The sequence below is a fragment of the Williamsia sp. z34 genome (assembly GCF_059553395.1).
Genome location: NZ_JCANWW010000014.1, coordinates 1 through 21620, shown reverse-complemented (window position 1 = coordinate 21620; position 21620 = coordinate 1). Strand labels below are relative to the sequence as shown.

Here is a 21620-nt window from a genome sequence, read left to right as displayed (position 1 = left end):
TCAGCTCGCCTTTCCCTCTGAGGGCACGTCGGCCGACGGTGCCGGTGCGGGCTTGTCGGCCTTCGATTCGGCAGCTGCCCGATCCTCATCGGGCCCGTCGACGTCGTCGGACGCCGTCGGGTCGGGGGCGTGCATGCCCCGCTCCCGGGCGATGCGGTGCCCGGCGAGTGTCGGGGTACCGGGCTCGGCGGCATCCGAGGCGCCGTCTCGCTCGTCGGGGAAACCCGCCAGGATCCGGGCGGTTTCGCGGAACGTGCACAGTGGTGCACCGCGGGTCGGCGTCACCGGCTCTCCCCGGCGCAGCGCGTCCACCAGGTCGCGGCCGGACCGGGGTGTCTGGTTGTCGAAGAACTCCCAGTTGACCATCACCACCGGCGCGTAGTCGCAGGCCGCGTTGCATTCGATGTGTTCCAACGTGATCAAGCCGTCAGTGGTGGTCTGCCCGGCGTCCACGCCGAGGTGTTCGCGCAGGTCGTCCAGGATCTGGTCGCCACCCATGACCGCACACAGCGTGTTGGTGCAGACCCCGACCAGGTAGTCGCCGGTCTCTTCGCGCCGGTACATCGAATAGAAGGTGGACACCGCGGTCACCTCGGCCGGAGTGAGTCCGAGTTGTTCTGCGCAGAAGCCGATCCCGGCCGGCGTGATGTATCCGTCGACACTTTGTACGAGGTGCAGCAGGGGAAGCAGCGCCGACCGCGGGCTGGGATACCGGGCGATGATCTGCGCGGCGTCACCGGACAGGCGGGCGGCCACGTCGTCGGGGTAGCGCTGGGATTCCGCGGCCACCTCACCGGGTGTCCCGAAGTCGATGAAAACCGGCTCGGCGCTCATCGGTCGACACCTCCCATCACGGGGTCGATGCCGGCGACGGCGGCGATCACGTCGGAGATCATCCCGCCCTCGCACATCGCCGCCACCGCTTGCAGATTGGTGAACGACGGGTCCCGGAAGTGGACCCGGTAGGGGCGGGTGCCACCGTCGGAGACCATGTGGACGCCGAGTTCGCCGCGGGGGGATTCGATCGGGATATAGACCTGACCTGGCGGGACCCGCATCCCTTCGGTGACCAGTTTGAAGTGGTGGATCAGACCCTCCATGGAGGATCCCATGATCTCGGAGATGTGTTTCGGGGAGTTTCCCAGGCCGTCGTCCCCGACCGTGAGTTCGGCAGGCCAGGCGATCTTCTTGTCCTCGACCATGATCGGGCCGGGACGGAGCCGGTCGAGGCATTGCTCGACGATCTTGAGCGACTCCTTCATCTCCTTGACCCGGATCTGGTACCGGCCGTACGAGTCGCAATCGGTGTCGGTGATGACGTCGAACTCGTACTCCTCGTACCCGCAGTACGGAGCGGACCGGCGCAGATCGTGGGCCAGTCCCGTCGCCCGCAGGATCGGGCCGGTGACGCCCAGGGCCATGCATCCGGTGAGGTCGAGGTAGCCGACACCGCGGGTCCGGGCCTTCCAGATGTAGTTCTCGCTCAACAGATCTTCCATGTCACGCAGGCGGCCGGGCAGAACCCGCAGCACCTCGCGGACCTTGTCGACGGCACCGTCGGGTAGGTCTTGGGCCAGTCCGCCGGGGCGGATGAAGGCGTGGTTCATCCGTAGGCCGGTGATCATCTCGAAGACGTCGAGGATCAGCTCCCGTTCGCGGAATCCGAAGAGCATCGCGGTGACCGCGCCGAGTTCCATACCGCCGGTCGCCAGGGCGACCAGGTGTGAGGAGATCCGGTTGAGTTCCATCAGCATCACCCGGATGACGTTGACCCGCTCGGGGATCGCGTCGGTGATGTCGAGGAGTTTCTCGACGCCGAGGCAGTAGGCCGTCTCGTTGAAGAACGGGGACAGATAGTCCATCCGGGTGACAAACGTGACGCCCTGGGTCCAGTTGCGGAACTCGAGGTTCTTCTCGATCCCCGTGTGCAGGTAGCCGATACCGCAGCGGGCCTCGATCACCGTCTCACCCTCGAGCACCAGGATCAGGCGCAGGACCCCGTGGGTCGACGGATGCTGCGGTCCCATGTTGACGACGATCCGCTCCTCGCCCGCACCGGCGGCGGCGCCGGCGATCTCGTCCCAGTCCTGTCCGGTGGCGTTGTAGATGGTCATCAGCTGTACGACCTCCGCTGATCGGGTGGTGCGATGCGGGCACCCTTGAACTCGACCGGGATACCTCCGAGCGGATAGTCCTTGCGTTGCGGATGCCCCTCCCAGTCGTCGGGCATCTGGATTCTGGTCAGAGCGGGATGGCCGTCGAACACGATGCCGAAGAAGTCGTAGGTTTCCCGTTCATGCCAATCACAGGTCGGATAGATCGCACACAGCGACGGGATGTGTGGATCCGCATCCGGCACAGCGACTTCCATCCGAACCCGGCGATTGTGGGTGATCGACAACAGTGGATACACCGCATGGAGCTCGCGGCCGGTCTCGGCCGGGTAGTGCACGCCGCTGACACCGAGGCACAGCTCGAATCTCAGGCCGGGATCGTCGCGGAGTGCACCGGCAACCGCCGGTAGATGCTCGCGCCGCACGTAGATCGTCAGTTCGTCGCGGAACACCACGACCTTCTCGATCGCCTGGTCCGCACCAGATCCACCGTGGCCGGCGAGGGTCTGTTCGAGCTGGTCGACAACGTCGTCGAAATAGCTGCCGTATGGCCGAGGTGTGCGCTCGGGCATGGCGATCGGCTTGATGAGCCCGCCGTACCCGGAGGTGTCACCGCTGCCGCTCGCGCCGAACAGGCCGCGGCGGATGCCGATCACCTCACGTCCGGAATTGTCGCCGGTCGGCCCGGTCATCGCAGCAACCCCTTCATCTCGATGGTCGGGGTGGCCGATAACGCGGCCTGTTCGGCTGCGCGGATGGCCTCGTCGCGGTCGACTCCCAGCGGCATCTCCTGGATCTTCTCGTGCAGCTTGAGGATTGCGTGCAGCAGCATTTCCGGGCGCGGGGGACATCCGGGGAGGTAGATGTCGACCGGGACAACATGGTCGACGCCCTGGACGATGGCGTAGTTGTTGAACATTCCACCCGAGGATGCACAAACACCCATGGCAAGAACCCATTTCGGCTCTGCCATCTGATCGTAGATCTGGCGCAGGACCGGTGCCATCTTCTGGCTGACCCGGCCGGCGACGATCATCAGGTCGGCTTGACGCGGCGACGCGCGGAAGGCCTCCATCCCGAAGCGGGCGATGTCGAAACGTCCACCACTGGTGGCCATCATCTCGATGGCGCAGCAGGCCAGACCGAAGGTTGCCGGCCACAGCGATCCCTTGCGCATGTAACCGGCCAGGCCCTCGACCGTACTCAGCAGGAACCCGCTGGGGAGCTTTTCTTCAAGACCCATGATGGACACTCTCTTTCGGGCAGTGTGCTCGGTTCGAGCCGTCAGTCCCAGCCAAGTCCGCCGCGCCTCCATTCGTAGGCGTACGCCACCGAGACGTTGAAGATGAACAGCGCCATCGCGATCAGACCGAACACGCCGAGCGAGTCGAAGTAGACGGCCCAGGGATACAGGAACACGATTTCGATGTCGAAGATGATGAACAGCATCGCGGTCAGGTAGTACTTCACCGGAATGCGCTGCCGGGTAACACTTCCCGAATCCTCATCGGTTCCCAAGCCGCCCAGTGGATTTGGGAGAGGTTCGATGCCGCACTCGTACGCCTCCAGCTTGGCACGGTTGTACCGCCGAGGACCCACGACGCTCGCGAGCACAGCTGACCCGACCGCGAATACCGCTGCGATCAGGCCGAGTACGAAAATCGGCACATACAGGTTCACGGGTGCGGTTGCTCCTTCCCAGCGAGTGGTTGCGGAGTGGGTGACGACGCTCGGACAGGGCCGGAATGGGAAGTCGATGTTCGTGCTCGGATCACCCGGGGGCTATGTGTGATCTGAAGCACAGACTACCGCCGGCCGGCCCTGCCGTCACACCGTAACGGGCACGGAAGGCGGTGCTGATTTGTAATCGCAGTTATCTGGATCGCTCATAAAAGGGTTCCGCGGCCAGGGCGGTGTGAACCGGGGACGGTGCGTGGGTGGAAAAGGAGCTAGGCGCGCGAACGCAGCACGGTGACCACTGCTTTCGTGAGCGCAAAGGGATCGATCGGGCGCGACACCACGGCCTCGGCCTGCGACCATGACGCCAGCCATCGATCCTCGGCCCGGCCGGTGAGCAGGATGATCGGTGGGCAGGCCTCGATCTCGTCCTTCAATTGCCGCGCGATCCCCATCCCGCCCGCCGGTGCGGCTTCGCCGTCGAGAATCGCGAGGTCGATGCTTCCGGCGTCCATCTCGCGGATCACGCCCGGTCCGGTGGCGACCTCCACATAGAGGAAGGGATCGAGTCCGTCGGGTGGGAAGTCGCCGAGGGCGGCGATGATCTGCCTGCGGGTGCTCGCGTCGTCGCTGTAGACGAGGACACGTTTGGCATCGAGGCGATTGTTGGTGCGTACCGGTGCTTCGGTCACGGGGCCGATGCTACTCGTCGGGACACCTGCGGTATCGATCAATGAAGAACAGGCTCTGTCGACTTCGGCCCGTCGCCTCCGGGGCCGGGTGATTTCGCATCCGCGTCGGCTGCAGGGGGTTTGGTTCTTTTCGTCGGCCACCAGAATGCGCTTCGCTGCAGCACGGAGAGTCCGGGGACCAACATCGGCGCCATCACCAGGGAGGCCAGTAGTACACCGATGGCCACACCGGTGCCGAGTTCTCTGAGGTTGTCGAGTCCGGTGAGGATCAGGGAGGCGAAGGTCAATGCGAGGATGGTGCCGGCCGCGGCGGCTGTGGGTCCGCTGCCCGCGATGGCGATCCTGGCGGCCTCGGCAGGTCGATGGCCGTTCAGGAACTCTTCTCGGATCCGTTCGGTCAGCAGGATGTTGTAATCGGTGCCGATGGCCACCACGAACAGATAGAGCACGATCGGGGTGGTGAAGTCGACCCCGTCGAGTCCGGCGGCGAACAGGAACACGATGACAACCGCTCCGAGGGTGGCGCCGAACGTCAGGCCCACGCAGACAAGAAGATTCAGTGGTGCGAGCACGGACAGCAGCAGCAAGCCGAGGATGAGGCCCACGATCACCACGGCCACCGGGAACACTCGCAAGCTGTCCGAATCGAGTTGTGAGCGGACGTCTGCCAGTGTCGCGGACTCGCCCCCGACGAGCACTTGGGCATCCGGTATCGAGCTCTGGGCGGCTTCGTTGAGTGGACCTTTGGCGACATCGAGTGCCCCGGAGGTATATGGCCCGGCGGTCAGGATGACATCCATCACCGCGGCCGTGCCGTCCGCACTGATCCTGGGTTCGGACACCGATGCCACACCGGGAACCTTGCCGAGGTTGTCGCGCAGGGTGGCCAATTCGTCTTGGGGAACCGGTCCGTCGGTCTTGACGTACACCTGGGTGGGGCTCAGTACGCCTTGGGGGAACGACGCGGACAGGGTGTCGTATGCCTCGAGAGAGGGGGTGTCAGAGGGCATTTCGTTGAGTGTGTCGTATGTCGACTTGTATGACGGCGCGAAGACCGTCAGGACGATCAGCCCGGCGGCGACGATCACCACGACGATTGCCGGGCGGTGCCCGACCATGCGACTGATGGGACCATATGGCGACCGCTTCGAGTCGGTGCCCGGGCCCATCGGCCAGAACAGGTATTTGCCCAGCACGGCGCAGAGTGCCGGGATCAGCGTCAGGGCTGTCAGCAGCATGAGCGCGACGGCGATGATCAGCCCGGGCGCAAGCGAATTCAACAAGCCGAGCCTGGCCAGGAACAGGGCGGCGAACGCGCCGATCACGGTGATGGCGGATGAGGCGACCACCCGCCCGACCACCCTGGTGGACAGGATCAGCGCGTCATGGTGGTTTGCGCCCTGCCGCAGATGTTCCCGATATCGGAAGAGCAGGAACACGATGTAGTCGGTACCCACTCCGAAGAGCACCACCAGCAGGATGGCATCGAGGGTGTTGGGCACCTCGAAGTCGAACAGGTCGGTGGCAAAGGCGGTCACCCCGCGAACCGCGAGGTAGACGATGCCGATCACTACGATGGGCACCACTGCGATGATCGGGCTACGGAACACCAGGCCGAGGGTGAGCACGATGACGATGACCGTCGCGATCGTGATGATGTTCTCGGCATCGTCATAGGCCGAATCGGTGTCGACCAGGATCGAGGCGTTGCCCGTCAGACCGGACCGAAGTCCCGTACCTTCGAGCGCCTTGCGGGCATCGTCACGAACCAGCGGTACCGCCTGATCGGCGTCGTGGTCGCCGGCCTGCCCCTCGAAGGACACCTGCAGGGCGGCCAGCTTTCCGTCCGGCGAGAAGGATTCTTCGCTGCCGGTGACCGCGGTGACGCCCGGGATCTTCTCGTTCTGCAACGTGGTCGCGAGTCCGAGGGCCGTCTGTTGATCCGCGGGCGACAGTGGCGCGCCGTCGGTTCGCGAGACCACCAGCGTGCCGGTGGCCCCGGCCGAGGCGGGAAAGTACTCGTCGGCGAGTTCTTGCGCTTTCACCGACTCGAACGATTTCGGAAGGAAATCCTGATTGTTGCCACTGGTGTGGTCCCCGAGGCTGGGGGAGAAGACGATGATGAGCAACGCGATCACGGCCCACCCCGCGATGACCCGCCACGGGTGGCCGACAACGACGCGTGCGATGAATGCAAACATTCGAATCCTGTTCGCTGACAAGGTGTCTGTGGTCAGGAGATGGCCTTGTTGCCGCCTGGGGACGACCCGCCGCGCGATGCGACAATGCATCAGAGCTGGCCAATTTTAACGCGATTGCAAATTGGCAAGTGTGATTACCGGATATTCGGCTGCACGCGGGCAGGGCGATATCGCCTCGTGGATAGGATCGTTTGATGACTGCCGAAAATGATGTCGTACTTGCCCGAACCGAGGGACACGTCACCACCTGGACGCTGAACCTGCCGGAGAGCCGGAACCCGATCTCCGGAGATGAGGTGGTGGACCGGCTCGTCGAACTGGTCGAGGCGGCGAATACGGATCCGCAAACGCGGGTGGTGATCCTCACCGGCGGGGGAAGCGCTTTCTCTGCCGGAGGGAATGTCAAGGACATGGTCGAGGGCAACGGAATGTTCGGTGGCAAGCCACATCAGATCTTCCAGGGGTACCGGCGCGGAATTCAGCGGCTGGCGCGCGCGGTGTACACCTGCGAGGTACCCATCATCGCCGCCGTCAACGGACCCGCGGTCGGGGCAGGGTGCGACCTGACGCTGATGTGCGACATGCGCGTCGCGTCCACGAAGGCTTTTTTCGCCGAGAGTTTCGTCAAGCTGGGCATCATCCCGGGCGACGGCGGTGCGTGGCTGTTGCCGCGTGCGGTGGGCGCCGCGCGGGCCGCCGAGATGGCGTTCACCGGCGATCGCGTCGATGCGGCCACCGCACTCGACTGGGGCCTGGTCTCGCGGGTCGTCGAACCCGAGGAGTTGATGGCCACCGCACAGGAACTCGCCGCGCGGGTGGCCGTGAACCCGCCGCACGCGCTACGTGCCACGAAACGCCTGTTGCGCGAATCGGGACGGCAGGATTTCGACGGATTCCTCGAACTGTCGGCGGCCCTGCAGGCCCTGTCTCATCCGACCGAGGATCATCGGGAAGCCCTGGCCGCCTTCAACGAACGCCGCGTGGGGGACTTCACCGGGGAGTGACCCCTCGCACCACGTCGACGATCACGGCATCGCGTATGAGCGTTTGTCTTTTGAGTCGAAGAGTTCGGCTTGATGAACGGAAGAGGTCAGATACCAAGCGATTTCGCGATGATGGTCTTCATGACCTCGCTGGTGCCGCCGTAGATGCGGGAGACCCGGGTGTCGGCGTAGAGGCGGGCGATGGGGTACTCGGTGACGTAGCCGTAACCGCCGTGCAGTTGGAGGCACTTGTCGATGACCCGGCCGGCGCCCTCGGTGCAGAAGAGTTTGGCTTTCGCGGCGTCGGGAACGCTCAGTTGTCCTTCGTCGTGCAGCTCGAGTGCGCGGTCGGCCATCAGCACGATGGCGTCGACCTCGGTGGCGCACTCTGCCAGAACGAATTTCGAGTTCTGGAACGACGACAACGGCTTTCCGAAGATGACGCGTTCCTTGACGTAGTTGATGCCGTGTTGCAGCGCGGCCTGGGCGGAGGCCGAGGCCTGCAGTGCGATGGTCAGACGTTCCTGGGCGAGATTGTGGGTGAGGTAGTTGAATCCTTCGCCCTCTTCGCCGAGACGGTCGGTCACCGGTACCCGCACGTTGTCGAAGGACAGCTCGGCGGTGTCGGAGGCCTTGAGCCCGATCTTCTCGAGCTTGCGGCCCACCGAGAAACCCTCGGAGGTGGTGTCGACACACAAGATGGTCAACCCGGCCCGCCGGTTCTCCGAGGTGCTCGATGCGGTGCGGCACACGACCAGGATGAGGTCGGCGAGGGCGCCGCCGGTGATGAAGGTCTTGGAGCCGTTGAGGGTGTAGTACTCGCCGTCCTCGGACAGCTTGGCAGTGGTGGCGATGTTGGCCAGATCCGAGCCGGTGCCCGGTTCGGTCATCGCGATCGCCGTCATGATCTCGCCGGAGATGAATCCGGGGAGCCAGCGTTTCTTTTGCTCTTCGGTCGCGTATTCGACCAGGTACGGCAGGATCAGATTCGAATGCACCGAGTATGAGCCGAATGTGACGCCGGCCCGGGCCGCCTCCTCGGTGACGATGGCGGTGAACTTGAACGATTCGGAACCGCCGCCGCCGAATTCCTCGGGGGCTTCGATACCCAGGATTCCCAGCTCGCCGAGCCGGTTGTAGAACTCGCGGGGCGGATGGCCCTGTTCTTCCCATTCGTGGTGAACGGGGACGACTTCGCGATTGATGAAATCGCGGACGACCTTGCGGAAAGCCTCATGTTCGTCGTTGAACACAGTCCGAAGCACTGTCCCCTCCATCCCCGGATGCTTGCGTGTCGGTCGGTCCGAACGCGTGCATGCGGCGCGAATTCGAACATAGAGCACCCGGGGACGGAACGATAGGGCTAAGTGAACGACTAACCCAGCGGAATTTCGTTCATACCGTCGTTGAAGCAACCCGTGAAGGTCTGGAAGTCGCCGGCGAAGCTCAGGCCGTCTTCGCACCTCACCCGGCTTTCTCCGGTGACGGTCACGTCGGCTCCGGGGCCGGCGATACCGATCGAGAGGCCGGGGCGAATGCCCTCCATGTTTACGGTGGCTCCCTCACCGATGGCGATGGCAGCCGGGCCGGAGAAGTTGTCGCCGGTGACGGTGGCCGAACCGTCGTTGAGTGTGATGGCCAGGGTCAATCCGGTCGGCCCGGAGTCGGCCGAGCAATCCTCGGTCGTGGTTGTCTGTCCCGGCAGGCTCGGACACACCGAGAGCGGGGCAGCGGATGCGGCCGGGGCCGCCGCAAAAGCCAGTGCCGCGCTTCCTGCGACAGCTGCGAGAACACCTGTGGTCGTGCGCGCAATTCGATTCATGGAAATACTCCTCATCTTGTGCGGTCTGGCGGGCACTTGGGCTTCGTGCCGACGACAGATGTGGATGGGTTTCCTGAAATATTGCATTCCTAAACCATTTCTAAGTGATCCTTAGGTGCGGGTTTCGGGTCGCGTCGATTATTCGACCGAAAAGGAGATCGTGTCAGCGTCTTTTGTGCAATCGGATAGCACTCCGCTGGTTTGCGAAGGGCCGCAGTCCCACCCCTGAACCTGTTGGGGTTTGCCGGTCGCGATCATGGGTGCGTATTCCTTGGCGATCGGCATCGCCACGGCGCAGTCGATCGAGCTGCCCTCGAGGAGGATCACGTGTAGCGCCCCGTCCGGCCCGTTCACGGTGTCGCACCGGGCGCCGTCGAGGTCGGGGAGCAGTTTCGAGTCCGGGATCGAGGTTGCCGGCGGCAGCGACGGGCCCGGAACGGCAGGGGCATTCGAGTTCTGGGAGGCCGCGCTACCGGCCTGAGAGGCACGGGCGGCAGAGGTGTCGGTGGTGACCGCCGAGGCCGATACCGATGTGGAGTCATCTGATTGGGCGGAGTCGTCTCCGGAGCAGGCGGTCGATGCCATCGCCACACCTCCGGCAATGATCGTGGCTCCGACGAGTTTTGAGATCGCTGCGCGCATCGGCCAACCGTAGCGAACCCTGGCCGCAATGCCGCCGAAGTTCTGAACCATGGCCGGTGACCGGGGTCACCGTCCCTGCTCGCATGTGATCGACCAGTCAATTTTGCACCCATCAGAAAATTTGCAGGGCACTGCAATTTCCGTACCGTGGTCTGCATGCAGCAAATGGGACTACGTGAATCCAAGAAGGCCGCGACCCGGCTTGCCTTGGCGACCGCGGTGCTCCGGCATGCGGCCGATGGTGGTCTGGAGTCTGTCTCGGTCGACACCGTGGCCGCCGAGGTCGGAGTCTCGGCGCGGACCTTCCACAACTACTTCGCCGGCAAAGAAGACGCGCTGATCCATTTCGTCGGTGTTGTCCTCGGCCGGATCGCCGATTTCATCGAGTCCCGTCCGGCGGACGAATCTCTCTGGGATGCAGTCGAATACGCACTCACCGAGATCGCCTGCGATACGGAAGCCGTACCGAACCAGTTCGCCACCCTGATCCGGCTGCTCGAGACCGAGCCGACATTGGTCGCGCACAAGGACAACAGCGACCTCGCTGCGATGCAGAAGGAACGGTTCACCGAGGTCGTCGCCGCGCGCGGCCCGACAACTGCGATGGGCCTTTTCGAGCGGCTCGTCTTCACCAACGCGCTCTGCACTCTGCGCGTGGCCTTGGAGATGTGGACCGCGGGAACCGCACCCCACGACGATCTACGCCGTTTCCTCGGCGAGGCGTTCGAAGTGACCAAGTCCGGTCTTGCCGGACCGCCGCCGCCGACCCCGGCACGACCTTGATCCCCCGACAGACCTCCTGAACGAAAATCCCGACGGAAGGAAGCCCCGCACGTGGCTACATATCTCTACCGGATAGGCAGATGGGCCTATCTGAACAAATTCAAGATGGTGGCGATCTGGCTGCTCGTCCTCATCGGAATGGGCGTGGCCGCCGCGACTCTCTCGAAGCCGACGTCGGAGACCTTCACCATCCCCGGTGTTTCATCGGTCGAGGCCCAGGACGAGATGGTCGAGGCGTTCCCGGAGAAACCCAAGTTCTCCGAGAACATCGCGCTCACCTACGTGGTCCAGGCGCCCGAGGGTGCCACCCTGACGGAGCCGCAGTACCAGGCCGCGATCAACACCATGGTCGAGGCGATGAAGCAGTTCGACGGGGTGAAGGCGCCCGAGTCGATCGCGAACCCGTTCGACACCTACGGCACCGAGCAGAACCCGGGTCCGGGCCGCGATGCGGTGGTCCAGTTCAACGAGCAGACCTTCGGCACCGCCCCGGCCCAGGCGCAGGCCGGCGCGCAGGTCACCTCGCCGATCAACGCCGACGCCACCATGGTCCAGCTGGGCGCTGCGTTCGATGTCGAGGCCGCAGCCGACGTCAGTGAGACCGCCCAGACCCAGATGGAGGAGATCGCGGACCAGGCCCGTGCCAGCGGCCTGACCGTGGAGATGTCGGGCACCGCAATGGCCATGGAGCCGATGGGTATGACCTCAGAGCTGATCGGTATGGCGGTCGGCGCCCTGGTGATGGTCCTGACCTTCGCGTCGCTGGTGGCGTGGGGCATGCCGCTGATCACCGCGATCGTCGGTGTCGCCGTCGGAATGATGGGTGTCACCGCAGCGACGTTCTTCTTCGATCTCAGCTCCGAGACCCCCGTGTTGGCCATGATGATCGGCCTGGCCGTGGGCATCGACTATGCGCTGTTCATCCTGTCGCGCTACCGGCACGAGGTGCACCGGTCCAGGAACCGTGCCGAAGCTGCCGGCAAGGCTGTGGGTACAGCGGGTTCGGCAGTTGTGTTCGCCGGAGCCACGGTGTTCATCGCCCTGGCGGCCCTGTTCATCGTCAACATCCCGTTCCTGACGGCGATGGGCCTGGCCGCGGCCGGCACCGTCTTGATCGCCGTACTGGTTGCGTTGACGCTGCTGCCCGCGATCCTCGGCATCTTCGGTGAGAAGGTCTTCGGTGCCCGCATCAAGTCCCTCAACCCGCCGGATGTGACACCGCATGATCCGGCCCGCCGCCACAACGGCCAGCGCTGGATCAACCAGGTCGTCAAACGCCCGGCCGTCTTCGCAATCAGCGGCATCGTCCTGCTGGCGCTGATCGCGATTCCGATCAGCGGACTCAAGCTGGGCTTGCCGAACGCCGGTAACAGCGAACCGGGCACCACCGAGCGCATGGCCTACGACATGGTTGCCGACGGCTACGGCCCGGGTGTGAACAACCCGTTCGTGATGGTTGTCGACGGCAGTGGTGTCGACGGCGAAGCCGAGCGTGTGGAGGCCTATGAAGGTCTGGTCGAGCAGGTTCGCGGCGTCGAAAATGTCGCCGAGGCCGTGATCAGCCCCGGTGACATCAGCAGTGACACCGGAACCGCGATCATCACGGTGATCCCGGAGACCGGCGCCGGCGACGACGCCACCAAGGACCTCGTCGAGGACCTCCGCGCGATGGAATCCGGCGTCACCGAGAGCACTGGACTGAACTACGGTCTGACCGGCCAGACGGCCATCGAGATCGACGTCTCCGACAAGCTGTCCTCGGCGTTGGTCCCGTACCTGATCGTTGTTGTCGGGTTGGCGTTCATCCTGCTGACGATCGTCTTCCGGTCGCTGTTGGTTCCGCTGACCGCCGCGCTGGGCTTCCTGCTCAGTATCGGCGCGACCTTCGGTGCCACGGTCGCGATCTTCACCGAGGGTGCGCTCGGGATCATCGGGAATCCGCAGCCGCTGGTCAGCTTCTTGCCGATCATCCTGATCGGTGTCGTCTTCGGCCTCGCGATGGACTACCAGGTGTTCCTGGTCAGCCGCATGCGGGAGTCCTATGTCCACGGGATGTCGGCCAAGGAAGCGATCATCGACGGCTTCAGTCACACCGCTCGGGTGGTGTCCGCGGCAGCCACGATCATGATCGCCGTGTTCGCCGCCTTCATGTTCCAGGACATGGCGTTCATCAAGGCGATGGGCTTCGCGCTGGCCGCGGCGGTCTTCTTCGATGCCTTCGTCGTCCGGATGATGGTGATCCCGGCAGTGCTCGCGCTGCTCGGCGACAAGGCGTGGACGCTGCCGAAGTGGCTGGACAAGATCCTGCCGGACGTCGACATCGAAGGCGACAAGCTGAACAAGACGCTGGCTGCCGAAGAGGCCGCCCGCGAGGCGGACGCCGAGGTGAGGATCTGACTCGCGTCGGTTCCCGGCGCAGGAGTCTGTTTTGCCGGGCAGGGTCACCGGCTGCGAGGATGCAGCGGTGAGCGATCTGAATGAAGGCCCCGACCGTACTTTCACGGTCGGGGCCACCCTGCCCGGCACCCTCGGCCGCACCGGTGTGATCAGCACCCCGCACGGGGAGATCAAGACGCCGGCGTTTGTGCCGGTCGGTACCAAGGCCACCGTCAAAACGGTTGTGCCGGAGGCCGTCCGCGATCTCGGTGCGCAGGCGGTGCTGGCCAACGCCTATCACCTGTACCTGCAGCCGGGCCCGGACATCATCGACGAGGCCGGTGGTCTCGGGAAGTTCATGAACTGGCCCGGACCCACCTTCACCGACAGCGGTGGTTTTCAGGTCATGTCGCTCGGGGCCGGGTTCAAGAAGGTCATCGCGATGGACCTGACCGGCATGCAGAACGACGACGTCATCGCCGAGGGCAAAGAACGGCTGGCCCGCGTCGATGACGACGGTGTGACCTTCAAGTCCCACCTGGACGGATCGACCCACCGGTTCACGCCCGAGGTGTCGATGCAGATCCAGCATCAGCTCGGTGCCGACATCATCTTCGGGTTCGACGAACTGACCACGCTGATGAATACCCGCGCCTATCAAGAGACTTCACTCGAACGCACCCGTCTGTGGGCGATTCGCTGTCTGGCCGAACACAATCGGCTCACCGCGCAGCGCAGCCACCGTCCGTTGCAGTCGTTGTGGGGCGTCATCCAGGGTGCGCAGTACGAGGATCTGCGGCGCAAGGCGGCGCGCGACCTGGTGACGATGAGCGAAAAAGATGTTGCCGACGGTGGCCGCGGCTTCGGTGGCTACGGTATCGGCGGCGCCCTCGAGAAGCAGAATCTCGGCACCATCGTCCGGTGGGTCAACGAGGAACTGCCGGTCGACAAGGCCCGCCACCTGCTCGGGATCAGCGAACCCGACGACATCTTCACCGCGATCGAAAGCGGCATCGACACGTTCGACTGCGTGTCGCCATCCCGCGTGGCGCGCAACGGTGCGATCTATTCACTCGACGGTCGCTACAACGTGACCAACAGTCGCTTCCGCCGTGACTTCACGCCGCTGGACCCCGAAATGCAGAACTACACAACGCAATACACGCGTGCATATATCCATCACCTGTTCAAGGCCAAAGAAGGCCTGGCGGCCACACTCTGCACCATCCACAATGAACACTTCATCGTGACGCTGGTGGAGCGGGCCCGCCAGGCCATCATCGACGGCGACTACTTCGAGTTCCGGGACGAGTTCCTCGGCCGGTACTACGCGGGCGCCGCCACCAAGTGATCAGGCGGGGCTGACCACCATCCCGAATGCATGGCCGTCGACTGGCGCTCGTATTTCGAACGTGTCAGCGGCGCAGTAGGTCTGCGGGATCAAGAATCCAGGGTTCGGAAGGCAGGCTCGCCGGAACGAACCGGGCGAGCATCAGGTCGGCGGAGACCGCCTCGCCGGGGTCGGCGAGATTCAACGAGGACGCGATCAGCGACAGGACACGTTGCGTATCAACGCCGCCCGCGTTCAGATCGGCCAGTGTGACCGCGCCGTCGCGCTTGGCCAGGCGTTTGTGTTCGGTGTTCAAGACCATGGGAACGTGCGCGTACGACGGCGGCATCAGGCCGAGCACGGTGGCGAGATAGCTCTGTCGGGGCGCCGAACTCAGCAGGTCGTCACCGCGGACGACCTGATCGACGGCCTGGGCGTTGTCGTCGATGACCACTGCGAGGTTGTAGGCCGGGATCCCGTCGCCGCGGCGCAGCACGAAATCGTCGACCGGGCCGGTGAATGGGCCTCTGATCACATCGAACACCGTGAACTCGGTGACATCGGCGCGCAATCGGATGGCCGGCCGGCGTCCGGCGTCGATGTGGGCCTGCTCAGCAGCGGTTGTCAGGTTCCGGCAGGTGCCCGGGTAGGCGCCCGCGGGTCCGTGTGGCGCCGTCGGTGCCTCCAGGATCTCGCGCCGGGTGCAGTAACAGTTGTAGGTGAGGCCGCGGGAACCCAGGTCGGCGATCACCTTGTCGTAAGTGGGCAGCCGCTGCGACTGCCACATCACCGGTGGATCCCACTCGATGCCGAGTTCGGCGAGGTCAGCGAGCTGGCGTTCGGCGGATCCGGCCGCCACCCGGTCGAGGTCTTCCATCCGCATCCGGAATGTCCGGCCGGTGGATCGGGCGAACATCCAGGCCAGCAGGGCGGTGCGCAGATTGCCGACGTGCAGGTCTCCTGAGGGAGACGGCGCGTACCGTCCACCACCGCGATAGTCCACGCGCATGAGCCTACAAGTGGAAGTATTGACGGTCATGGACCTCCCAGTGATGCCCCCGGTGGTGCCGATGCTCGCCAAGTCCGCGATCAAGATCCCGGATGAGCCCGGATCCGAGATCTGGTCACACGAGCCCAAGTGGGACGGTTTTAGGGCCATCATCTTCCGGGATGGCGACGAAGTCGTCATCGGGTCCCGCGGTGGCAAAGATCTGGGCCGTTACTTTCCCGAGCTGATCGAGGCTGCCCGAGATGAGTTGCCGGACAGGGTGGTTGTCGACGGAGAGATCGGCGTTCAGGCAGATCTGGGCGGTGTCCGACGACTCAGCTGGGACGCGTTGTCGATCCGGATCCACCCCGCGAAATCCCGCGTGACGATGCTCGCCGAACAGACGCCCGCCATGTTCATCGGATTCGATGCGCTGGCAGTGGGGGACCGCGACCTGACGAGCGAGGCGTTCTCGGTCCGGCGGGCAGCGTTGCTCGAGGCGATCCCCGGCGCAGGCCGGTGCCGGGTCAGCCGGGTGACCACCGACGTCGACCTGGCACGGAACTGGTTCTCCGAGTTCGAGGGCGCCGGACTCGACGGTGTGGTCAGCAAACGCCTTGACGGCCGGTACCTTCCGGGCAAGCGCGAGATGGTCAAGGTCAAACACAAGCGCAGCGCAGACTGCGTGGTGATCGGTTACCGCATCCACAAGAGCGGAACCGGACTCGGCTCGATGCTGCTCGGTCTTTACGGCGACAACGGCGAGTTGCAGATGGTCGGAGGGGCCGGGGCGTTCTCCGATGCCAAGCGGATCGAGTTGCAGCAGATGCTCGAACCGTTGCGGCTGGACCCGGACAACGTCGCCGAAGGTGAGCCCAGCCGGTGGAAGGAAAAGGGTTCGTCGCAGTGGATTCCGATTCGCCCGGAGCTGGTGGTCGAGGTCGGCTACGACCAGATGGAAGGCCACCGGTTCCGTCATACGGTTCAGTTCGTGCGCTGGCGCCCGGACCGGGAGCCGGAGAGCTGTGGGTACGACCAACTCGAGGTGCCACTGACCTACGACCTGTTCGACGTACTGGAGGGACAGAACTGATGGCCAGATCACCGGCTGAGGAACTCGATGTCGACGGCACACCTGTGCGGCTGTCGAATCCGGACAAGATCTATTTTCCGCAACTCGGTGAGAAGGGCGGCCGCAAGCGTGACCTCGTCGAGTACTACCGGACCGTCGCTCTGCAGGGTGCGCTGCTGACGGCACTGCGCGACCGTCCGACATTCCTGCAACGTTTCCCCGACGGCATCGAGGGGGAGGAGATCTATCAGAAGCGGGTCGCGGCCAAACGCCCCGACCACGTGCAGTCGACGTCGATCACCTTTCCATCGGGGCGTAAGGCCGACGCCATCCGGACGACCAGCGCCCCTGACATCGTCTGGGCAGCCAACCTCGGAACGGTCACGTTCCATCCGTGGCCCACCATCGCCCCGGACAACGATCACCCCGATCAGCTCCGCATCGACCTCGATCCGCAACCCGGCACCGACTTCTCCGATGCACGGCGGGTGGCGATCGACGTGTTGCGGCCACTGCTCGACGAGCTGGGAATGCAGGGCTATCCGAAGACTTCGGGCGGTCGCGGACTGCATGTGTTCGTGCCGATCGAACCGAAGTGGGACTTCATCGCGACACGTCGGGCCGTCATCGCGTTGGCCCGGGAGCTCGAACGCCGCGACAGTTCGGCGATCACCACGTCGTGGTGGAAGGAAGAACGAGGCGAGCGGATCTTCATCGACTTCAACCAGAACGCACGCGACCGGACCATGGCCGCCGGCTACTCGGCCCGGCGAACCCCCACCGCCACCGTCTCGACACCGGTCACCTGGGACGAGTTGTCCGACGTCGACCCGCTGGACTGCACGATCGCCACGGTCCCGGGTCTGCTGGAGAAACGCGGTGACCCCATGGTCGACATCGACTCTCATCGCAGCAGCCTCGAACCGCTGCTCGACCTGGTGGCGCGTGACGAACGAGATGGGCTGGGGGACATGCCTTATCCGCCGAGTTATCCGAAGATGCCGGGCGAACCCAAACGCGTGCAGCCATCACGCGCCCGCGACGACACCTGACCCAGCCCCCTGCAAACGAGCCGGTAATACGAAGACGAGCCACAAATATGTGGCTCGTCTCGCATAAGTGGCTCGTTTGCGAGGTCCGGGAAAACAAAATCGCCCCGTACGAATACGGGGCGATCTCGATGTTTCGTCCTTTTGGCGGAGCTACCGGGACGGCTTTCGAACCCTCTACCTGAGGTCGAGCGTGTGCTGGAGTACTTCGCTGACCTGCGGAAACGTAAGGATCAGGGTTTGTAGCGGAGTCGGAAGGGATCGTCGGCAAGTTCGGCTTGGATGACTTCGAGGCCGTGGAGGGCGAGTGGGAGCCAGTGACTTGGTGTGCCGTCGCGGTGGGTGCGCCAGTTGTCGATGGGTGTTCCACGGGGTTCCCACTAGGTGAGATGAGGGGGGATGGGGAGGTTGTTTGCTGATCTGGGGATGCGCGTGGCGAGTCGGCGTTTCTCGAAGGTGACGACGGCGAAGGCGGTGCCGTGCGAGTAGAAGAACCAGCGACCTTCGAAGGTGAGTCCTGTGATGTAGTCATCGTGGGCAAGGATGTCTCTGAAGAATCTCGTTTGCTGCTCGAAGCCGGTCGCGATGCTGATGATGGCGCGGGCGACGGACCGGAGGGCGGGGTTGTTGAGGTCGTCTTCGGGGAAGCGGCCGGTTGCTGGTCGTTGGCTGGATCTCTGGCTTCGTCAAGGGGATTGTGTTGTTTCATTAGCTAACTTCATGATGCGGGTGCAGCGCACGAGTCCCTTCGTGAATCAACAGTACTGCGGGTGGCTTAGATACAGCTTGAGATGCCATCGACATGTATTCTTATTCCCTATGTAAGAGAAACGTTGCCTTTCTGTTTTCGAGCTACAGGATTACAATAGATCCAGAAAGAAAGAATCACCACATGAGTTTAGAAGAGAAACTGTCCAACTGGACAAAACGATCCAGCGACTCCGAACAAGAGAAACAGGAGCGTGCTGAACGAATGGTTCGAGAGGCCGTCCGCGACCATGAACCATTCGAGGACTGCGGACTGAAAGTTTTCGCAAAAGGTTCGTACGCAAACAATACGAACGTGAAGAGTGACAGTGATGTAGATATTGCTGTGAAGTGTACGGATGTCCGATATTGGGGCGAACACACCGCAGGAGCTCACCCCGCCGGGCAGGGCACGTATGAAGGAGTATGGACGCCGTCCAAGCTACGATCCGAGCTTGTCGCTGCAATGAATGCCAAGTTTCCCGGCGAGGTCGATACCTCTGGTTCCACAGCCATTCACGTCGACGCTACTAGTTCGCGGGTGGATATTGATGTGGTGCCTTGTTTCGATTACCGATACTACTTTTCAGCTGAATCATGGCGGGATGGCGCAAAGGTCTTTAAGAAGGATGGGTCATCGATCGTCAATTACTCCGATCAGCAGCTTACTAAGGGTAGAGCCAAGAATAACGTCACCAGTAAATCGTATAAGCGCGCCGTAAGAATATTGAAACGGCTCGAAAATGCAATGGTGGAAGCTGACTACCATCGTGAAGTTCCATCCTACTTTGTAGAATGCCTCGTGTATAATGTTCCCGATTCGATTCTCAATAGATCAACATGGACCTCTACGATAAAGGGCGTCCTCTCGCATATCTATAACGAACTGGAAGGAACTGAACCTGACGATTTGGATTTGCGATGGCTTGAAGTGAGCGAGTGTAAGTATTTGTTTACTGGCAAGCAGCCGTGGGCAAGACGAGACGGCAGGGATTTCGCGTACGCCGGTTGGAACTACTTGGAGCTTGGCTCGTGATCTCGTCGATAAAGAACACTGTGCGAATCACGGCGATTGCGATTGGGCTACTTTACACGCTAGCGTTGGTGATTTCAGGAGTTACCCTCGACACCTGGCTAAAGCAGGTATTGGCGCTCCTGCCAGCTGCAGCAGTCCTCGTGGTCGTTGCGTTTGATCTTTGGGTATGGAAGTGGCCGCTTGTTCATCGCTTTCTCAGTCGCCCGTATATCAAAGGAACGTGGACAGTCGAACTGACACCCCATCCCGACAGCCATATACCGGCCGGCGGAAACTGGGGACCGATTGAGGCGTACATGACTATCGAACAATCATTCTGGACTCTTTCAGCGACTCTTCACACCAAAGAGAGTACGTCGCGCTCGCGTGCGGCCAGATTTATACCCAACTCAGAGTCCAACTCTCAGATTTTAACGTTCATGTACGAGAATGTTCCTCGGCCCGAACACCGTGGACGGAGTCCGAGGCATGTTGGTGCCTGTGAGTTATCAATTGCACATAGATCGTCAGACAAAGTCGTAGGTGAGTACTTCACTGACCGATTTACCGCTGGAGAAATGCGTTTAGAATTGCATGATCGCTCCGTCGGGCATAGCGATTTTTCTACTGCGAAGAACCATTGCCAATAGTAACACTGCATTTATCGCCCGTAGAGAAATGCTAAACTATATGAATGAGTGATACTGGCCAGCCGATTCGAGATTACGTCTTGCCTCTTGTTGAAGTCTCCGAAGAAGGGAGTCTTTACAAGCTTGAGCGTTTCCATGGCACATGTTTTATGTTGGGTTCTGATGGAACCGCATTGACGAATGCTCATCTCCTAGGTGCTGACGATGGGAATCACCTAGCCGTACTTACGACCGATGATGACAAATGGCATGTTCATCGAGTGACTGACTCTGAAGCCCACCCGACCGAGGATGTGGCGATACTACGAATACCATCGATCAAGTACCCATCAATTATGCGCATATCGGACGCCTGGGAGGGCTCGTCTTTCGAGTATAGGCAATGGTCATATCCTGAAGAGACCGCGCAGGAGCTTGAGCAGGACGGGCTGATAGCACTTAGGCCTGATTTAGTCTATCTTCAAGGATATATCCGCAGGAGGATGCAGGACATTCCATTATTCGCAGTACGGGGACATTCATTCTACGAGGTTAGTGAACCGGGTGTTTCAGGGTGCTCGGGAAGCCCGATAATCGCGCGAGAGCCTTCGGAAATATGGCGAGTTGTGGGAGTTTTCGCCGGACATAGGCATTCTGCGCAGAATGGAAATGCTAGTTCGGTAGGCTATGCGGTGCGTGCAGATGCGATACATAATTGGTCGCCATCGCTGCTCGGTCAGCCAATTTCAAGCTTGTAAAGTCATTTGGTGTGTAATTTACATCAACACCAGGCGGTATTCGAACTATTTTATCTCTGTAAAATAAAGAGCGCCGAGACGAACTGTGAAAGTTCGAACTCGGCGCGCCTCTGTTAATTGAAAATTATTTTCATTTGGCGGAGCTACCGGGACGGCTTTCGAACCCTCTACCTGAGGTCGAGCGTGTGCTGGAGTACTTCGCTGACCTGCGGAAACGTAAGGATCAGGGTTTGTAGCGGAGTCGGAAGGGATCGTCGGCAAGTTCGGCTTGGATGACTTCGAGGCCGTGGAGGGCGAGTGGGAGCCAGTGACTTGGTGTGCCGTCGCGGTGGGTGCGCCAGTTGTCGATGGGTGTTCCACGGGGTTCCCACTAGGTGAGATGAGGGGGGATGGGGAGGTTGTTTGCTGATCTGGGGATGCGCGTGGCGAGTCGGCGTTTCTCGAAGGTGACGACGGCGAAGGCGGTGCCGTGCGAGTAGAAGAACCAGCGACCTTCGAAGGTGAGTCCTGTGATGTAGTCATCGTGGGCAAGGATGTCTCTGAAGAATCTCGTTTGCTGCTCGAAGCCGGTCGCGATGCTGATGATGGCGCGGGCGACGGACCGGAGGGCGGGGTTGTTGAGGTCGTCTTCGGGGAAGCGGCCGGTTGCTGGTCGTTGGCTGGATCTCTGGCTTCGTCAAGGGGATTGTGTTGTTTCATTAGCTAACTTCATGATGCGGGTGCAGCGCACGAGTCCCTTCGT

Annotated in this window: 20 protein-coding genes; 9 read left to right on the top strand and 11 right to left on the bottom strand. The window is 62.4% G+C overall.

Annotation, left to right across the window (positions count from 1 at the left end):
* The 7 genes from nuoE to AC51GT_RS24440 form a co-directional block, all read right to left on the bottom strand.
* Nucleotides 1–834 carry an NADH-quinone oxidoreductase subunit NuoE gene (gene nuoE, locus AC51GT_RS24470; protein ID WP_496330433.1) on the bottom strand — a complete coding sequence of 278 codons (834 nt, stop codon included), beginning with the start codon at nt 832–834 and terminating at the stop codon, nt 1–3.
* The gene (nuoD, locus tag AC51GT_RS24465; protein ID WP_496330432.1) at nt 831–2114 is read right to left on the bottom strand and encodes an NADH dehydrogenase (quinone) subunit D; all 1284 of its coding nucleotides are present in this window, start codon (nt 2112–2114) and stop codon (nt 831–833) included. The genes nuoE and nuoD overlap by 4 nt, the downstream gene beginning before the upstream one ends.
* The gene (locus AC51GT_RS24460) at nt 2114–2806 is read right to left on the bottom strand and encodes an NADH-quinone oxidoreductase subunit C (RefSeq protein ID WP_496326347.1); all 693 of its coding nucleotides are present in this window, start codon (nt 2804–2806) and stop codon (nt 2114–2116) included. Before AC51GT_RS24460 ends, nuoD begins: the two co-directional genes overlap by 1 nt.
* On the bottom strand, nt 2803–3357 hold the full coding sequence (locus tag AC51GT_RS24455; RefSeq protein ID WP_496330431.1) for a NuoB/complex I 20 kDa subunit family protein: 555 nt from the start codon (nt 3355–3357) through the stop codon (nt 2803–2805). Before AC51GT_RS24455 ends, AC51GT_RS24460 begins: the two co-directional genes overlap by 4 nt.
* A 41-nt stretch (nt 3358–3398) precedes the next feature.
* On the bottom strand, nt 3399–3794 hold the full coding sequence (locus tag AC51GT_RS24450) for an NADH-quinone oxidoreductase subunit A (protein WP_496330430.1): 396 nt from the start codon (nt 3792–3794) through the stop codon (nt 3399–3401).
* 269 nt (nt 3795–4063) lie between these two features.
* Entirely contained in the window at nt 4064–4483 is a 420-nt protein-coding gene (locus tag AC51GT_RS24445; RefSeq protein WP_496326350.1) for a response regulator, read from the bottom strand.
* A 38-nt stretch (nt 4484–4521) separates the two neighbouring features.
* Nucleotides 4522–6684, bottom strand: coding sequence for an MMPL family transporter (locus tag AC51GT_RS24440; RefSeq protein WP_496326351.1), 2163 nt, complete (start codon nt 6682–6684; stop codon nt 4522–4524).
* Nucleotides 6685–6878: 194 nt separating this feature from the next.
* Here AC51GT_RS24440 and AC51GT_RS24435 point away from each other — a divergent pair, with 194 nt between their 5' ends.
* Nucleotides 6879–7688: a crotonase/enoyl-CoA hydratase family protein gene (locus tag AC51GT_RS24435; protein WP_496330429.1), complete on the top strand. Its 810-nt coding sequence runs from the start codon at nt 6879–6881 to the stop codon at nt 7686–7688.
* A gap of 86 nt (nt 7689–7774) precedes the next feature.
* Here AC51GT_RS24435 and AC51GT_RS24430 read toward each other — a convergent pair whose 3' ends face one another.
* The 3 genes from AC51GT_RS24430 to AC51GT_RS24420 form a co-directional block, all read right to left on the bottom strand.
* Entirely contained in the window at nt 7775–8932 is a 1158-nt protein-coding gene (locus AC51GT_RS24430) for an acyl-CoA dehydrogenase family protein (RefSeq protein WP_496330428.1), read from the bottom strand.
* A gap of 110 nt (nt 8933–9042) precedes the next feature.
* Nucleotides 9043–9489 carry a hypothetical protein gene (locus AC51GT_RS24425; RefSeq protein ID WP_496326354.1) on the bottom strand — a complete coding sequence of 149 codons (447 nt, stop codon included), beginning with the start codon at nt 9487–9489 and terminating at the stop codon, nt 9043–9045.
* A gap of 138 nt (nt 9490–9627) precedes the next feature.
* Complete coding sequence (locus AC51GT_RS24420) at nt 9628–10131, bottom strand: hypothetical protein (RefSeq protein WP_496330427.1); 504 nt, start codon at nt 10129–10131, stop codon at nt 9628–9630.
* Between the two features lie 156 nt (nt 10132–10287).
* On the opposite strand from AC51GT_RS24420, the gene AC51GT_RS24415 reads away from it, so the two are divergent.
* From AC51GT_RS24415 to tgt, 3 genes are all read left to right on the top strand, one after another.
* Nucleotides 10288–10914, top strand: coding sequence for a TetR/AcrR family transcriptional regulator (locus AC51GT_RS24415; RefSeq protein WP_496326356.1), 627 nt, complete (start codon nt 10288–10290; stop codon nt 10912–10914).
* Between the two features lie 51 nt (nt 10915–10965).
* Complete coding sequence (locus tag AC51GT_RS24410; RefSeq protein WP_496330426.1) at nt 10966–13311, top strand: MMPL family transporter; 2346 nt, start codon at nt 10966–10968, stop codon at nt 13309–13311.
* A 67-nt stretch (nt 13312–13378) separates the two neighbouring features.
* Nucleotides 13379–14641 carry a tRNA guanosine(34) transglycosylase Tgt gene (tgt, locus tag AC51GT_RS24405; protein WP_496326358.1) on the top strand — a complete coding sequence of 421 codons (1263 nt, stop codon included), beginning with the start codon at nt 13379–13381 and terminating at the stop codon, nt 14639–14641.
* Between the two features lie 64 nt (nt 14642–14705).
* Here tgt and gluQRS read toward each other — a convergent pair whose 3' ends face one another.
* A complete protein-coding gene (gene gluQRS / locus AC51GT_RS24400; RefSeq protein WP_496326359.1) occupies nt 14706–15629 on the bottom strand; it encodes a tRNA glutamyl-Q(34) synthetase GluQRS in 924 nt (307 codons plus the stop codon).
* 28 nt (nt 15630–15657) lie between these two features.
* On the opposite strand from gluQRS, the gene AC51GT_RS24395 reads away from it, so the two are divergent.
* From AC51GT_RS24395 to AC51GT_RS24375, 5 genes are all read left to right on the top strand, one after another.
* Nucleotides 15658–16701, top strand: coding sequence for an ATP-dependent DNA ligase (locus AC51GT_RS24395; RefSeq protein ID WP_496330479.1), 1044 nt, complete (start codon nt 15658–15660; stop codon nt 16699–16701).
* Entirely contained in the window at nt 16698–17732 is a 1035-nt protein-coding gene (locus tag AC51GT_RS24390; protein WP_496326530.1) for a DNA polymerase domain-containing protein, read from the top strand. Before AC51GT_RS24395 ends, AC51GT_RS24390 begins: the two co-directional genes overlap by 4 nt.
* Before the next feature lie 889 nt (nt 17733–18621).
* Entirely contained in the window at nt 18622–19512 is an 891-nt protein-coding gene (locus tag AC51GT_RS24385; protein WP_496330425.1) for a nucleotidyltransferase domain-containing protein, read from the top strand.
* Nucleotides 19446–20141, top strand: a complete 696-nt coding sequence (locus AC51GT_RS24380; RefSeq protein ID WP_496330424.1) for a Cap15 family cyclic dinucleotide receptor domain-containing protein — start codon at nt 19446–19448, stop codon at nt 20139–20141. Before AC51GT_RS24385 ends, AC51GT_RS24380 begins: the two co-directional genes overlap by 67 nt.
* A gap of 44 nt (nt 20142–20185) precedes the next feature.
* The gene (locus AC51GT_RS24375) at nt 20186–20878 is read left to right on the top strand and encodes a S1 family peptidase (protein ID WP_496330423.1); all 693 of its coding nucleotides are present in this window, start codon (nt 20186–20188) and stop codon (nt 20876–20878) included.
* Nucleotides 20879–21620 lie beyond the last annotated feature (742 nt).